This window comes from Pseudaeromonas paramecii (genome assembly GCF_039540575.1).
GTDB lineage: Bacteria > Pseudomonadota > Gammaproteobacteria > Enterobacterales > Aeromonadaceae > Pseudaeromonas > Pseudaeromonas paramecii.
In genome coordinates this window covers 147474-162210 of sequence record NZ_BAABFC010000003.1, presented here as the reverse complement: position 1 = coordinate 162210, position 14737 = coordinate 147474, and the positions used below count along the sequence as shown (strand labels likewise).

Annotated in this window: 12 protein-coding genes; 4 read left to right on the top strand and 8 right to left on the bottom strand. The window is 63.3% G+C overall.

The window, feature by feature from the left end; all coding sequences use genetic code 11:
- Positions 1–60: 60 nt before the first annotated feature.
- A complete protein-coding gene (locus tag ABD847_RS03335) occupies positions 61–2235 on the top strand; it encodes a TonB-dependent receptor plug domain-containing protein (protein WP_345010026.1) in 2175 nt (724 codons plus the stop codon).
- 40 nt (positions 2236–2275) lie between these two features.
- On the opposite strand, the gene ABD847_RS03330 is transcribed toward ABD847_RS03335, so the two are convergent.
- Positions 2276–5368 (bottom strand): efflux RND transporter permease subunit, encoded by a 3093-nt coding sequence (locus ABD847_RS03330; protein ID WP_345010024.1) that lies wholly within the window; start codon positions 5366–5368, stop codon positions 2276–2278.
- A gap of 2 nt (positions 5369–5370) precedes the next feature.
- Positions 5371–6519 (bottom strand): efflux RND transporter periplasmic adaptor subunit, encoded by a 1149-nt coding sequence (locus ABD847_RS03325; protein WP_345010022.1) that lies wholly within the window; start codon positions 6517–6519, stop codon positions 5371–5373.
- A gap of 315 nt (positions 6520–6834) precedes the next feature.
- On the opposite strand from ABD847_RS03325, the gene ABD847_RS03320 reads away from it, so the two are divergent.
- Positions 6835–8064: a transporter substrate-binding domain-containing protein gene (locus tag ABD847_RS03320; RefSeq protein WP_345010020.1), complete on the top strand. Its 1230-nt coding sequence runs from the start codon at positions 6835–6837 to the stop codon at positions 8062–8064.
- A gap of 51 nt (positions 8065–8115) precedes the next feature.
- Here the strand turns inward: ABD847_RS03320 and ABD847_RS03315 are convergent, their stop codons facing one another.
- Complete coding sequence (locus ABD847_RS03315) at positions 8116–9441, bottom strand: aspartate aminotransferase family protein (protein WP_345010018.1); 1326 nt, start codon at positions 9439–9441, stop codon at positions 8116–8118.
- Between the two features lie 229 nt (positions 9442–9670).
- Here ABD847_RS03315 and ABD847_RS03310 point away from each other — a divergent pair, with 229 nt between their 5' ends.
- Both ABD847_RS03310 and ABD847_RS03305 read left to right on the top strand, forming a co-directional pair.
- A complete protein-coding gene (locus ABD847_RS03310; protein ID WP_345010016.1) occupies positions 9671–10375 on the top strand; it encodes a TSUP family transporter in 705 nt (234 codons plus the stop codon).
- Positions 10376–10420: 45 nt separating this feature from the next.
- On the top strand, positions 10421–11179 hold the full coding sequence (locus tag ABD847_RS03305) for an SDR family NAD(P)-dependent oxidoreductase (protein ID WP_345010014.1): 759 nt from the start codon (positions 10421–10423) through the stop codon (positions 11177–11179).
- 94 nt (positions 11180–11273) lie between these two features.
- Here the strand turns inward: ABD847_RS03305 and ABD847_RS03300 are convergent, their stop codons facing one another.
- The 5 genes from ABD847_RS03300 to ABD847_RS03280 form a co-directional block, all read right to left on the bottom strand.
- Complete coding sequence (locus tag ABD847_RS03300) at positions 11274–11780, bottom strand: GNAT family N-acetyltransferase (protein ID WP_345010012.1); 507 nt, start codon at positions 11778–11780, stop codon at positions 11274–11276.
- 4 nt (positions 11781–11784) lie between these two features.
- Entirely contained in the window at positions 11785–12171 is a 387-nt protein-coding gene (locus tag ABD847_RS03295) for a hypothetical protein (protein ID WP_345010009.1), read from the bottom strand.
- 79 nt (positions 12172–12250) lie between these two features.
- Positions 12251–13003, bottom strand: a complete 753-nt coding sequence (locus ABD847_RS03290; RefSeq protein WP_425568370.1) for an EAL domain-containing protein — start codon at positions 13001–13003, stop codon at positions 12251–12253.
- 333 nt (positions 13004–13336) lie between these two features.
- A complete protein-coding gene (locus tag ABD847_RS03285; RefSeq protein WP_345010007.1) occupies positions 13337–14029 on the bottom strand; it encodes a hypothetical protein in 693 nt (230 codons plus the stop codon).
- A 32-nt stretch (positions 14030–14061) separates the two neighbouring features.
- On the bottom strand, positions 14062–14517 hold the full coding sequence (locus ABD847_RS03280; RefSeq protein WP_345010005.1) for a hypothetical protein: 456 nt from the start codon (positions 14515–14517) through the stop codon (positions 14062–14064).
- Between the last annotated feature and the right edge of the window lie 220 nt (positions 14518–14737).

Below are 14737 nucleotides of genomic sequence, written 5' to 3'. Positions count from 1 at the left end.
CGAGGCTGGTTACTGTTGGCTATCAATAAAGACAGGGATTGTCGACGGGATTGGGTGGGTATGGATGTAGCACGCTGTGGGGCCCTGCTGACCGGGCTGCTGTTGATGGGAGCGGTTCAGGCGCAGGAGCAGGAGGACGCCCTGCTGGATCTCAGCCTGGAGCAGCTGATGCAGATCCAGCTGGACGGCTCCGCCACCCTGACCCCGACGGCCCTGCGGCAGATGCCGGCGTCCATCACCAGCATCGACCGGCAGATGATCGCCCAGTCCGGCGCCCGCAGCCTGTTCGATCTGCTGGAGATCTATGTCCCCAGCTTCCACTACCTGCCTCACCACTGGGAAGCCTCCCACATGGGCATGCGGGGCATCATTGGCGATAGAGACGACAAGTACCTGCTGGTGCTCAACGGCCGGGTGCTCAACGAGAAGACCCACTATGGCGCCCTCGCCGAGCGGGATCTGCCCCTGCTGGGGGACATCCGCAAGATAGACGTGGTGCGTGGGCCGGGCTCGGTGATCTACGGTCCGGGTGCCGTCTCCATGGTGATCAACATCCAGACCGACAGCTTTGCCCAGCATGCCCCGGATGGGGTCAGCCTCAAGTGGGGGGTAGGGGATGACTTCACCGCCCTGGAGTGGCGGCAGACGGTGCCGTTCGACGGCGCCGATCACGGCCTCTGGTTGTATGGCGGCATCAGCGACTACCGGGGGGCCGGCAATGGCAGCGCCCCTCTGGTGTATGGCCTGAGCGACAGCACCGTCTGGGGCGACGAGGTCACCGGCGGCGAGGCGGTACCCTTCTCGGTGCCGGGCAACCATGCCAGCTTCCACAACCGGCCCAAGGTGAAGCTGCACGCCCACTATCAGAGGCAGGATTTCAACGCCTGGTTGCGTTTTTCCCAGGGCGGTGAGCAGCTCACCTGGGAGCACAAGGTGGTCTACAGCGCCCCCAACGGCTACGGTACCGAGGGCACACCGGAGTCGGCCTATGGCACCCAGGGGGTGGGGTATCGTCAGCTGGCGCTGGATATGAGCCAGCTCTATGTGCTGAGCGATCGCCTCTGGCTGGAGCTCAAGGGCGGCTACGACACCACCGTCTATAGCCGGGAGCTGTGGAACAGCTTCTGGGACGGCAACAGCCCGGAGAACCACAGGGAGGAGGAGTACCTGCTGCGGGGCACCCTCAACTGGAACCACAGCCCCCGCCACGCCAGCGCCCTGGGCAGCGAGTTTATCTATTCCCGCTGGGGCCTGTCTGGCTGGAGCTTCGATGAGGCCTATTCGTCCGCCCTGGGGGAGATGGATCCCTGGGCCACCTATGCCATCGGCCTGTTTGGCGAACATCAGTGGCAGCTGCAGCCCTGGCTCACCCAGTTTGTCGGCCTGCGGGCGGACAAGGATCGCTACACCGGCTGGATGTGGTCACCCCGCCTGGCCTGGGTGGCGGCCCTGTCGGAGCGGGATACCTTGAAGGCCATCCTGAGCCGCTCATTGCGCAAGAACAACGCCGAAGAGCTGCGGGCTCAATACCTGGCCGGCGATGATCCCCAGTCCGAGCGGCTGGACAGCGCCGAGCTGATCTACAGCCGGGATCTGGGGCTGCATGCCAACCTGACCCTCACCGGCTTCTACAGTAAGGCCGAGCTGCTGGGCTTTAACTTCACCACCCTGCACACCCAGCCGGTGGGGGATCTCAAGTACGGCGGCGCCGAGCTGGAGCTGGGCTATCGCTTCGAGGGGCTGAGCCTGGGTTTCTCCCATGGCTGGAGCAAGCTGGACGACTTCGATCTGGCGCCGGGCGGCTCCACCCGCATCACGGCGTCCCACATCGGCTATGGCAACGATCTGAACAACTGGAGCAATCACATCACCAAGCTGTACGGCGCCTGGCAGTGGGATCCCGCCTGGCAGCTCACCGGCAACCTGCGGGTCTTCTGGCACTATGACGGCGCCGAGGATCAGATCCAGAGCACCAATGACGCCCGGGAGAATAATCCCAACTCCTCCGCCACCAACCTGACGGATCCCGGCAACTTCGACTCCGTCGGTCGGGCCATGTTCCTGGATCTGGGGCTGCACTACGACACCCAGGGCTACGGCAAGGTGAGCCTCAACGGCTACAACCTGCTGGGCCTCATCGACAAGCGTTACAACAAGCGCCTCTATCTGCTGAATGTGGGCAACTACCGCGCCGATGCGGTGGCCGCCGCCCTCACCTACCAGTATCAGTTCTGAGTCACGGCGGGGCCGTCTGGCCCCGCCAAACCCGCCCGGCTCAGGCGTCCGTCGCCTGGCGGGGCGTGCCTTTTCCCCACAGTCCCAGCAGGCGCAGCCGCAGATCGTCGATGAAGACGAACACCACGGGCACCACCAGCAGGCTCAGAAAGGTGGAGGTGATGAGACCGCCGATGATGACGATGGCCATGGGGGCGCGAAAGCTGGGATCCGTGCCCAGGCCCAGGGCGATGGGCAACATGCCGGCCCCCATGGCCACCGTGGTCATGATGATGGGGCGCGCCCGCTTGCTGCAGGCATCCAGCAGGGCGGCCAACCGATCCAGCCCCCGCTGCTGGCGCGCCACTATGGCGTATTCCACCAGCAAGATGGCGTTCTTGGTGGCCACCCCCATCAGCATGATGAGGCCGATCATCGCCGGCATCGACAGGGCGGTATGGGTGAGGAACAAGGCCAGTATGGCGCCGGGAACCGACAGGATCAGGGCCGCCAGTATGGTCACCGGCTGCACGAAATCCTTGAACAGCAGCACCAGCACAACATAGATGCAGAGGATGCCGGTGGACATGGCCAGGCTGAAGCCCTCGAACAGCTCGGCCATGGCCTCGGCGTCCCCCAGCGCTGCCTGGTGGATGCCGGCCGGCAGCTGCTGCAGGCTGGGCAGGGCGCTGACCGCCGCCTCCATCTCCCCCAGGGCAATGCCATTGAGCTCGGCATCCAGGGTGATGTTGCGGGAGCGATCGAAGCGGTCGATCTGCGCCGGCCCGCTCTCCAGGCGGATGTCGGCTATATTGGCCAGCATCACAGGACCGTGGCTGCCAGGTACCAGCATGCGCGCGAAGCGGCTGAGTTCCTCGCGGCTGGCATCCTTGAACTTCACCAGCACCGGCACCTGACGCTGGGCCAGATTCAGCTTGGGAATGTTCTGGTCGTAGTCGCCCATGGTGGCGATGCGCAGGGTATCGGCGATGGCCTCGGCGGTGACCCCCAGATCGGCGGCGCGGGCAAAGTCCGGGCGGATCACCAGCTCGGGGCGCACCAGGCTGGCGCTGGAGGTGATGTTGCCAACCCCGGGAATGGCGCGCATCTCCCGTTCCACCTGCTGGGCGAAGCGGGCCAGGGTTTCCCCCTCGTCCCCGGAGAGCACCAGCTGGTATTTCTCGCCGGAGCCGCCGAGGCCCACCTTGACCCGCACCCCGGGCACCTGACTCATGCGTTCACGCAGATCCCGCTCTATGGCCTGCTTGCTCAGGCCGGCACGCTCCTCCCGCGGGGTGAGGTTCAGGGTCAGGGTCGCCTCGCGCACCTCGCTGCTGCCTCCGCCGGCAAAGGGATCACTGCCGGAGGCGCCCCCGCCTATGGTGGTGTAGATAGTCCGTACATGGGGATTGCCGGCGGCCAGCTGCTCGGCCAGCTGCACGCTGTGGCGTGTTTGCGCCAATGTGCTGCCCGGTGGCAGGGTCAGCTGGATCTGGGTTTGCGAGAGATCATCCGGCGGGATGAAGCCGGTGGGCAGCCGGGGCGCCAGACCGAACAGCACGCCGCCGAAAAACAGCGTCGTGAGGGCGGCGGTGCGCCCCTTGTGGTGCAGGCACCAGTGGGCCAGCGCCATGTAGTGCCGGTGCCAGCGGGGCTCCGCTTCCATCGTGGCCTGGGGCTTGAGCAGGTAGGCGGCCATCATGGGGGTCAGCAGGCGCGCCACCACCAGGGAGAAGAACACCGAGATGGCGGCGGTCCAGCCGAACTCGACGAAGAACTTGCCGACGATGCCGGTCATGAAGGCGGTGGGCAGGAAGACGGCGATCAGGGTGAAGGTGGTGGCGATCACCGCCAGGCCTATCTCGTCGGCGGCCTCCATCGCCGCCTGGTAGGGCCGCTTGCCCATCCGCAGGTGACGCATGATGTTCTCGATTTCGACGATGGCATCGTCCACCAGTATGCCCACCACCAGGGACAGGGAGAGCAGGGTGACGGCATTGATGCTGAACCCCAGCAGGTGAATGACACCGAAGGTCGGGATGATGGACAGCGGCAGGGCGGCGGCGGACACCAGGGTGGCGCGCCAGTCCCGCAGGAACAGCCAGACCACCAGGATGGCCAGCAGGGCACCTTCATACAGCAGTTGCATCGAGCTGTCGTAGTTCTCCACCACAGGGGTGACGAAGTTGAAGGCCTCGTCGATGCGGATGTCCGGGTGCTGCTGCCGCACCTCATCCAGCGCCTGGCGCACCGCGTGCATTATGTTCACCTCGCTGCCGCCCTTGCTGCGCACTATCTCCACCGCCACCACCGGCTTGCCGTCCAGCAGGGCCAGGGAGCGGGGCTCGGCGATGGTGTCGCGCACCGAGGCGATGCGATCCAGGCGAATGGCGCGGCCATCGGCCAGCGGTAGCTCCAGCCTCGCCAGCTGCTCGGCGGTCTGCACCGTCGCTATGGTGCGAACCGACTGTTCGGCGCCCCCCACATCGGCTCGGCCACCGGAGGCCTCCTGCTGGATCTGGCGCACCCGGCGCGACAGGTCGGCGGCGGTGACCCCCAGGGCCTGCATGCGATCCGGATCCAGCTCGACCCGGATCTGCCGGGACACACCGCCGACCCGGTTCACGGCGCCGACCCCCGGCAGGCTCAGCAGGGCGCGGGTCAGCTGGTTGTCCACAAACCAGGAGAGGGCCTCGTCATCCATGCGGCTGGAGGCCACCGTGTAGGTGAGGATGGGGGTGCCGGCCAGATCGGACTTGCTGATCACCGGATCCCGCATGTCTCCCGGCAGATCCGAGCGGATGCGGCTGACGGCATCCCGCACATCGTCCAGGGCCTCCTGGGTCGGTTTCTCCAGCCGGAACTCTATGGTGATGGTGGCCGAGCCATCGGTGGTCTGGGTGTAGATGTGTTTGACCCCCTGCACCGAGGCCACCGAGTTCTCGATCTTGCGGGCGATCTCCGTCTCCATCTGGGACGGCGCGGCGCCGGGCAGGGCGACGCTGACCACCACCATGGGCAGATCGATGTCCGGCATGTTCTGGATGCCCATCCGATGAAAACCCAGCAGGCCGATCAGGGTCAGCAGCAGGAAGCCCAGCACGCTGGGGATGGGATTGCGGATGGACCAGGCCGATACGTTAAGGTGTGCCATGACTAAGCCCCCGTGCCGACGGCGGCGGAGGTGCCCAGGGTACTGACCCGTACCCGATCCCCGTCGTTGAGGAAGCCCACGCCGCTGTCCACCACCCGGGCATCGCTGGGCAGCGGGCTCAGGATGGCGATCTCGTCACCGCGCCGCGCCCCCGTGGTCACCTTGAGCTGGGTCAGGCTCTGGTCGTCCGCCAGCAGAAACAGATAGTGGAAGCCGTCCCGCAGCAGCAGGGCGCGCTGGGGCACAGTCACCACCGCCGCCTGGCCCAGCGCTATGTCACCATGGGCGAACATGCCGGCGCGGATATCCGGGTGGGCCGCCAGATCCACATAGACCAGGCCGGTGCGGCTGGCCGCATCCAGCGTCGGGGCGATGCGGCGCACCGTGCCGTCGAGGATCTGCTCGGCGTTGGTGGTGAGGCGGACCGGCATGCCGGGGCGGATCTGCGCCAGCTCGGCGGCGGGCAGCTCGGCGCGCCATTCCAGGCGATCGCCGCGATTGAGGCGAAACAGTTCGTCACCGGTCTGCACCACGGCGCCCAGGGTGGCCAGCCGGTGGGTGATGGTGCCGTCATCCGGGGCCGCGATGCGGGTCTGTGCCGGGCGCAACCGGGCGTTTTGTACCGCCGCCTGCAGGCCGGCCACCCGGGCCTTGGCGGCCTTCTCCGCCACCAGGTAGGCGGTGGCCTGCTGCTCGCTCAGGGTGCCTTTGCCCTGTACCCGGCGTGCCCGGTCGGCATTGGCGGTGGCTTCCTGCAAGGCGGCTTGTGCCTCCTCCAGGCTGGCGGCCGTCTGGGCCAGTTCGGCACGCACCGTATCATCCTGCAGGCGAGCCAGGATCTCGCCCTTGCTGACCCGATCGCCGATCTCCACCCGCAGCTCGGTCAGCCGCAGGCCACCGATCTCGGCGCCCACCACCGCCTCCTGCCAGGCGGTGATGCTGCCGTTGGCACTGATGGTCATGGGCCAGTGCTGAGTACGCGGTCTGGTCACGCTGACGGTCAGGGCGGCGGCCGGTGGCGTGGCGGCAGGGGCGGGGGCGGGAGTCGGGCTCCGGGTCAGGGCGGCGCCCGTGGCGGCCAGCCCCAACAGCAGGGCGGCCGCCAGCGCCAGGCGCGGGTGGCGGCGCAACACAACAGCAAGCTTCATCATCTTCTCTCGTTATTGTCGGTGGTTGGCGGTTCGTGCATGGCGAGGTGCTGGCGTCCGACGTCTCGGTGGGCGAGGGCCCCGGCCAGCAGACCATGATGACACCGTCGCGTGGTGGTTTGATTAACACGGATACCGCTTCAGGAGGAGCCCTTTTTGTTGTCATTCCCGGATGTTGGGCGCTGGGCCATGGTTCCTCGCGGCACTGCCTAACCTGTGGACTTTTTGCACCTTTTATCTGGGCAGGCGAGCCATCGTCAGCGGCGCAGCGCGCCGGTTGAGCCATACTTGCCCCAGAATCATGGCCAGGAGAGCAAGGTGCGCAAGGTATGGTGGATGGGGCTGTGGTGGAGTGGTTGCCTGGCGGGCGCCACCCTGCAGCTGGACTCACATCCGGCGCCACCCTACCAGGTGGTGGTGGACGGTCGGCTCAGCGGCGAGGCGGTGCAGGTGCTCGATTGCGCCCTGTCCCGGCTGCAGCTGGCCTATCAGGTGGATCTGGTGCCCTGGAAGCGGGCCCAGGTCAATGTCCAGCAGCAGCGATCCGACGGCTATTTCAGCGTGATGGCCGATCCGGCCCAAAGCGCCTTCGCCACCCTGTCTGCCCCCCTGGTGCTGGAGAAGTGGTACTGGTATGCCCTGACCCCCGCCGTGTTGCAGACGGCGGACTTTCCGGTGGGGCTGCGCATCGGCGCCCTGCGGGGCAGCAACCAGGCCAACTGGTTGCAGGAGCAGGGCTGGCCCCCCTTCGTACTGGTCAACCAGCAGGAGAGCCTGTTGCGGCTGTTGCAGATTGGCCGCATCGATCTGGTGTTGGCGGATGAGCGCACCCTGGCCGCTGCGACGGCACCCGTCCGTCGCCAACTGGCCCGCCGCTTCGAGCGCTACACCGCCCTCGGCGTCAACTGGGCGCACCACTTCCTCGATCAGCATCCCGGTTTCCTGTCCCGCTTCAACGCCCAGCTGCCCGATTGCAGCGTGCCCGGTGGCCAGCTCAATGACGCGGAGCAGCAGATACTCCGCCAGCAGACGGCCCGGGATCGGGACCATTGGCTGGCGCAACTCGCGCTGTGGCAGGCTCTGGCCAAGGTGACGCCCTGGGATGCCCTGGCGACCAGCCGCCTGGATGACCAGTGGCTGGCCTGGCAGCGGGACGGTGGGTCCCCGCCGGACTGGGTTACCCGCCTGTTGGCTTCACCGCTCTCTCGTCAGCTGGCCGATTGGCAGCAGGCGCAACAGGGGCGGTTGGCAGAGCTGTTTGTCACGGACGTGCGCGGTCGGCTGATTGCCAGTGCCCTGCCCACATCGGACTACTGGCAGGGAGATGAGGAGAAGGTGTCCGCCCTGGTGAGTCAGGCACGGGCGCAGGGGCCGGGGGGCGAGCCCTGGCTGGAGCGGGGGCAGCAGGCGGCTCCGGTGATCCTGTATGACGACTCCAGCCACCAGTTTATCAGCCACATCAGTTATCCCCTCTGGCAGGCCGGGCGGTTGCGCGGCGTGCTGGTGCTGGGGGTGAATGTAGAGGTGGCGCTACAGCAGGGCCGTTGAGGGCACAAAAAAACCGGCCATTGGCCGGTTTTTTCTTGGTTGAGCCAGGGCTCAGGCGAACTGGGCCAGCACCTGGTCGATGATGGCCAGACCGGCCTTGGCTTCGTCGACGGTGACGGTGCAGGGCGGCACCACGTGGATGCGGTTGTCCACCACGAAGGGCAGCAGACCGGCGGCGATCAGCGCCGTCTTGATCTTGCCCATCACCTCGGCGGCCAGGGGGGTGCGCTTGGCGGCATCGCTCACCAGCTCCACCGCCCAGAAGACCCCCAGACCGCGCACCTCGCCGATCAACGGGTACTTGGCGGCCAGGGCGGCCAGGCCCGGGCCCAGCACCTCGTTGCCTATCATTTCGGCGTTCTCCACCACCTGCTCCTCGGCCATGGCATCCAGGGTCGCAACGATGGCCGCCATGGCCAGGGGGTGACCCGAGTAGGTCAGGCCGCCCGGAAAGTAACGATCCTGGAAGAAGTCGGCCACCTGGTCGGACAGGATGACGCCACCGGCGGGCACATAGCCGGAGTTGACCCCCTTGGCGAAGGTGATGAGATCCGGCTGGATGCCGAAGTGTTCGAAGGCGAACCAGCGACCGGTGCGGCCAAAGCCCGCCATCACCTCATCCAGGATCAGCAGTATGCCGAACTCGTCGCACAGGGCGCGCACCCCCTGCATGTAGCCGGCGGGTTGCACCAGCACACCGGCGGTGCCGGGGATGCTCTCCATCAGGATGGCGGCGATGGAGGTGGGGCCTTCGCATTCGATGATGCGGCGCAGGTGGGTCAGGGCGCGTTCGCTCTCTTCGGCCTCCGTGGTGGCCGCGAACTCGCTGCGGTACAGATAGGGGTTGAAGAAGTGCACATGACCACGGGCATATTCGTTCGGCACGCGACGGGCATCGCCGGTGGCGACGATGGCGGCGCCCGTGTTGCCGTGATAGGAGCGGTAGCCGGAGAGGATCTTGTCACGGCCGGTCACCAGGCGGGCCATGCGGATGGCGTTCTCGTTGGCATCGGCGCCGGCATTGGTGAAGAACACCTTGTTGAAGCCTTCCGGTGCCAGGTTGACGATGCGCTTGGCCGCCTCGCCACGGGCCAGGTTGGCGGTGGCGGGGGCGATTGTGGCCAGCTGATTGGCCTGCTCGACGATGGCGGCAATCACCTTGGGATGCTGGTGGCCGATGTTGGTGTTTACCAGCTGGCTGCTGAAGTCCAGGTACTCCTTGCCATCGTAATCCCACAGGCGGCAGCCTTCGCCGCCGGCGATCACCAATGGCTTGAGGGCGGATTGCACCGACCAGGAGTGAAACACATAGGCCCGGTCCAGATCGTAGACATCGCCGTTGGTGACGGCCAGTTCGCAACTCAGTACCTGATTCATGCTGTACCTCTCGTATTCTTCACTGAAAATGGGGCGGCCCCCTGGCCGACGTCCTTGCAGCCAGACTATGAAGCTGCTGGCCCGGGGGGTAGAGCCAGTTTCCGGCGATGCTTGAGTCAGTTGGGCCAGCGGCGGGCGGGTGTCCCGGCCGCCGGCGGCATCTGGCCCTATTGGCCGGCGCGCTTTGTTCGTATTGTGAGGCCAGGATAACAAGCGGCCGGGAGGCGTCATGGTGACGGCATTGTGTATCGCCGGCCTGGCCGGCCTGGTGCGGGGGTTTGCCGGTTTCGGCTATGCGGTCATGGTGGTGCTGGGGCTCAACCTGTTGCTGCCGGCCCAGCAGGCGCTGGCCACCGCCATACTGCTGGATCTGGCCTGCTGCGTCGGCCTGCTGCCTCAGGCGCTGGTGCACTGTCACCGGCCCCTGCTGGGGCGCCTGCTGCTGGGCATGTTGTTGGCCCTGCCCCTGGGGATCTGGGCGGTGAACTGGTTGCCGGCCGGTAGCATGAGCCTGCTGGTGGGGGGCCTCTCCTTGGCGGGTGGCCTGCTGCTGCTGTTTCAGGTGCCCCTGCGTCCCCTGGCCCAGCGCTTCGCGGTGGGCGCCGGGATCGCCTCCGGGCTGGCCATGACCACGGCCTCCGCCGGCGGGCCGCCCCTGATGGTCTACCTGCTCAATCAGCCCATCGAGGCCAGCGCCCAGCGGGCCACCGCCATCCTGTTCTTCGCCCTGTGCAGTGCCGCCACCCTGGTGGGGCTGGCCCTCTCCGGGCTGCTGGATCGCCAGGTGCTGACCCTGGGTGCCTGGATGCTGATCCCCTCGTTGCTGGGGAATCAGCTGGGCCAGAGCCTGTTTCGGCGCTACCCTGGGCTGGACTATCGCCGCGGGGTCGCCCCGCTACTGATCTTGATGTCGCTGTGGGTGATACTCAAATAAGCCCCGCAGCACCCTTTTTGCGTGACAAGGATAAGGAGTCGAACAATGGCAGATGTTGTTTTCATTACCGGGGCTACCTCCGGCTTTGGCCGGGCCGCCGCCCGCCGTTTTGCTGACGCCGGCTGGAGCCTGGTGATCACCGGTCGCCGGGCCGATCGCCTCAAGGCGCTGGCCGACGAGCTCTCCGCCAAGGTGCCGGTGCACTACGCCACCCTGGACGTGCGCAATGCCGATGAGGTGAAGGCGGTGGTGGCCGCCCTGCCGGAAGGCTTCAAGCAGGTCAAATGCCTGCTGAACAACGCCGGTCTGGCCCTGTCGCCCAACCCCGCCCAGAGCGTGGAGCTGGAAGACTGGCACACCATGATCGACACCAACGTCAAGGGGCTGGTGAACGTCACCCACGCCCTGCTGCACACCCTGATTGAGGTGGGCGCCGGTGCCAGCATCATCAACGTCGGCTCCATCGCCGGCCAGTGGCCCTACCCGGGCAGCCACGTCTACGGCGGCACCAAGGCCTTCGTCAAACAGTTCAGCTACAACCTGCGCTGTGACCTGCTGGGCACAGGTGTGCGGGTGACCGACCTGGCCCCCGGCATCGCCGAGACCGAGTTCACCCTGGTGCGCACCAAGGGCGATCAGGCCGCCTCCGACCGCCTCTATCGCGGCACCACGGCGCTCTCCGCCGAAGACATCGCCGAGCAGATGTTCTACATCGCCACCCTGCCGGATCATATCTGCATCAACCGGGTGGAAGTCATGCCCACCCGTCAGGCCTGGTCGGCCTTCGCCATCGATCGCGACTAAGTCTGGCCTCACGGCTCGCCCTGGTGACGAGTACCAAGCACAACGCCCTGCATGGCAGGGCGTTGTTGTTTCTGTCTGTCCTGGGCTTACCGTCTCACGGCCGGTATTCGTAGAGCTGGTTCTGCTGGCCGTACAGCGGCTGGGTGCCGATGAGGGCAAAGCCCAGCCGTTGCAGCAGCTTCTGGGAGGCCGCATTGTCCGGCAGGGTCACGCCCAGCACCCGGGTCAACCCCAGCTCCGCCACGCCCTGGGCCAGCACGGCGCCTGCCGCCTCGGCGGCGTAACCGGCCTGCCAGTAGGCGGGCAGGAAGGCATAGCCCAGATCCGGCGCGTCCAGCTCGACCCGGCGGATGAGACCGCACATGCCGATGGGCGTCAGGCCCGCCCGCAGGCTCACCAGGCACAGGCCCAAGCCGTGGCGTTGATAGCTGGTCAGCGGCCCCTGCGCCAGATAGTCCCGCGCCTGGGCCAGGTTGCGCACCTGCTTGTCACCTATGTAGCGCAGAAACGACGGCTCGTTCAGCAGGGTCAGGATAAAGTCGGCATCCGTCAGGGTGAAGGGCCGGATCTGCAGGCGGGGGGTTTCCAGGCTGGGCAGCATAGGGTTATCTCTGAGGGCGGGGCAGGTGAGCCTGAATGAAGGCCCGCACGGCCTCCGGCTCCTGATAGGCCCAGGGGGCCAGGGTGAGCTTGTGTCGGCCATCGGTCAGCTGGATGCCGGCACCGATCAGCGCCACGCCTGTGATGGCGTCCCAGCGCAGTGTGCGGTTACCGCGGCTTACCCCCTCGGCCGTGAGGCGCAGGCGGGCCGCCGAACGCACCAGCAGACAGGCACCCAGCAATATCAGCCCCGCCATCCCGCCGACCAGCCAGGCGGTCTGCTCATCTTCGGCATTGAACAGGGCGCTGTAACCCGCCACGGCCGCGGCCGTCAGCCCGGCACCTAAGATAAAGCCGGCATAGATCTTATTGAGCCTGGGGTAGGGGGGCATGGGGCGTCCTCGGGGTGTATGGCGACGGGCTGCGGCCTGATGGCGCGCGTCTATGGTATCTGCTGGGGGGTTGGCCATATCACAGAATCGAAAAGTCCACCTCGGGTAAGGATTCAAACCCCGGCTTGGCGAAGAGATAGCCCTGCACTAGATCTATCCCCACCGCGCGTAAAAAACCCAGCTCAGCGGTTGTCTCTATGCCCTCCGCCAGCGGGGTGATTTGCAGCTCCTGGAACATGGCGACCAGGTTTCTGACAATGATCTGCCGGACGGGATCCTGATCTATGTTGCGGATCAGTTCCATATCCAGTTTGGCGATGTCGGTCTGAAAATCGGCCAGCAGGTTGAGGCCGGAATAGCCTGAGCCAAAATCATCAATCGCCGTCTTGAATCCAAGGCGCCTGTAGTAGTCGACTATGCCTTTGATGTGTTGATGATCTTTGACCTGCTCGACTTCCGTAAATTCGAACATGATCTGCTCGATGGGGAAGTCATATTCTTTGGCGGCCTCTAATGTGGTGCGGATGCAGCGTTCTGGTCGATAGACGGCATTGGGCAGAAAATTAATGCTGACCATGGTCTTGATGTTCAATTTTGCCGCCAAGGCAATGGCCTTGATTCGGCACAACTGATCGAATCTGTAGCGATTGTCCTCGTTAACCCGAGAGATGATGGAATGGGCCGATTCGTTGTGCAGGCCGCGCACCAGGGCTTCATAGCCAAAAATGGTTCTAGACGAGCATTGAATGATTGGCTGAAATGCCATGGTGAAATCAAAGCCAAGATCCACCGATTCGAGGCATTGCCGACATGATGTGCCTGATTTATCCAATCTTTCATCCTCAGCGATAAGGTGATGCCCCAGAGCCGCAGGAGCGATGAGCCATGCTTAATCATACTCTAAGCGGCACGACCCAGCCGTCGGCAAGGTGGTGATGAGCGCTGGCCAGCATTTATCCAGCGAGTCGCTCGCCTCGCCAGCCGGCAGGCGCTCAGAGCAGCGCGGTCGCCTGACAAATAAGGGTCGAATGGCGCCGATCTTGGCGCTGCGGCCGGAATATTTGTCCGTCCTTTTCCGGTTTGGCCCCAGTGTGACTATAACTGGCTCGGCATCCTGCCTCGCCTATTTGGTCAAACAGGGGGACGGTGGATCCCGTTAACTGCTCTACGGGCTTTGGGATGGGGAGTCATTTTTTATGCCTGATGCATTTATGCCTCGGAGTTCTAGTTCTTTCTTTATGCGCTTAGCTGCATTAAAACCCCAGTTATTGGCGAGGTAACTCAGGCCAGATAGAAATGCCAGTAGCATCTGGGCAGCAAGTTGCAATAGTTCGCCATAGTCGCGATACCCTGTGGCGAATAGTATCGCGATAAATATCATTATGAAGAATGAGAAGCCTATTGAAACGAAGGCCATAGAGTAATGAAAGACGTATCCAGCCCAGTTAACCTTGGTGAAGGGTTTGTAAATGTATTCATTTCTCTCAAACTCGGCATAATAAAGTGAACGACGAATATGTTCCCATGCGATACAACCACCCAAGTTTTGAAAAAGCCGCAATAGCGCGGCTCGACGCTCACCCTCAGCATAGATTTCGGTGGCCGTCTTAAAATAGATGGCATCGCGAACATCTGAAAGGGTGGCGTGTAACGTCTTATCGCTTGATGGATTAGCAAGATATGATTCGATCTGTTGTAGCCGCCAGCGCTTTACTCGCTCATAGAGGCTGAGCATCTCGCCAATTTTAAGCCAGCTGAACGCTTGTATCATCAACCAGATTATTACTATGGCAGGTAATACGAGTTGGATGATTACATTGTCTTTATCAAGCAGGCTTAACAATTCAATTGGCGTCACGATGCATCCTTAATCTAAGTGCAAGACTGAATTTAGCTGTTTTTGCATACGTACCGTCGGGCTTTTGTTGTCCATTTGGTTATCTCTTTCCCATTCGAATCCGGTTCTTTATGTCGAGTGACAAACATTAGTCCGCAAGGTAGCGATAGCGGGATAAATTTAAAGTCATTATCTGAGCCGTCTTTCTTCATCCAGGCCGACCAAGTCTGCATTTCTAGTTTTTGGGGTTTGCTTGGTGAGAGAAAAACCAAGTGTGGTTTGACGTTGTGGCAGTGGTTATCTTCAAATATTAGCTTTAGGCGGCTGACTTTTGAGTTCATCTGTTTATTTCCCCAACTTGTAACTCCTTTCGCCTCTATAAGAACAATATGTGTCACACCGTCCTTTTCAAAGGCGATAATGAAGTCCATATCTTCTTGGTGACCCTTGATAATATCATTATTATTCAAATGAACAGTGCTGACATCTTCTTCTTGAGCTAGAATCAAGCTCGCATACAACCAGTCCAGATGGTAATCAAGCGCGGCAAATGAATTTTGTGGAACAGTTACCCCTATTTGTTATGATAACTTATTGCAAAAAGTGGCAGACAATTTGAACGAGGGGTTTCCTAATATTTCGCCAATCAGATAAAACCGCTCTTTTGAGTTAAATGATCTTAAATGGTTGATTAACTTATTGTCCATGATTCTCAGGTGCTTGGTTTGT

Coding starts and splice junctions, on each gene's coding strand:
- ABD847_RS03335 (WP_345010026.1), top strand. CDS start 61: ATGGATGTAGCACGCTGTGGGGCCCTGCTGACCGGGCTGCTGTTGATG.
- ABD847_RS03330 (WP_345010024.1), bottom strand. CDS start 5,368: ATGGCACACCTTAACGTATCGGCCTGGTCCATCCGCAATCCCATCCCC.
- ABD847_RS03325 (WP_345010022.1), bottom strand. CDS start 6,519: ATGATGAAGCTTGCTGTTGTGTTGCGCCGCCACCCGCGCCTGGCGCTG.
- ABD847_RS03315 (WP_345010018.1), bottom strand. CDS start 9,441: ATGAATCAGGTACTGAGTTGCGAACTGGCCGTCACCAACGGCGATGTC.
- ABD847_RS03310 (WP_345010016.1), top strand. CDS start 9,671: ATGGTGACGGCATTGTGTATCGCCGGCCTGGCCGGCCTGGTGCGGGGG.
- ABD847_RS03305 (WP_345010014.1), top strand. CDS start 10,421: ATGGCAGATGTTGTTTTCATTACCGGGGCTACCTCCGGCTTTGGCCGG.
- ABD847_RS03300 (WP_345010012.1), bottom strand. CDS start 11,780: ATGCTGCCCAGCCTGGAAACCCCCCGCCTGCAGATCCGGCCCTTCACC.
- ABD847_RS03295 (WP_345010009.1), bottom strand. CDS start 12,171: ATGCCCCCCTACCCCAGGCTCAATAAGATCTATGCCGGCTTTATCTTA.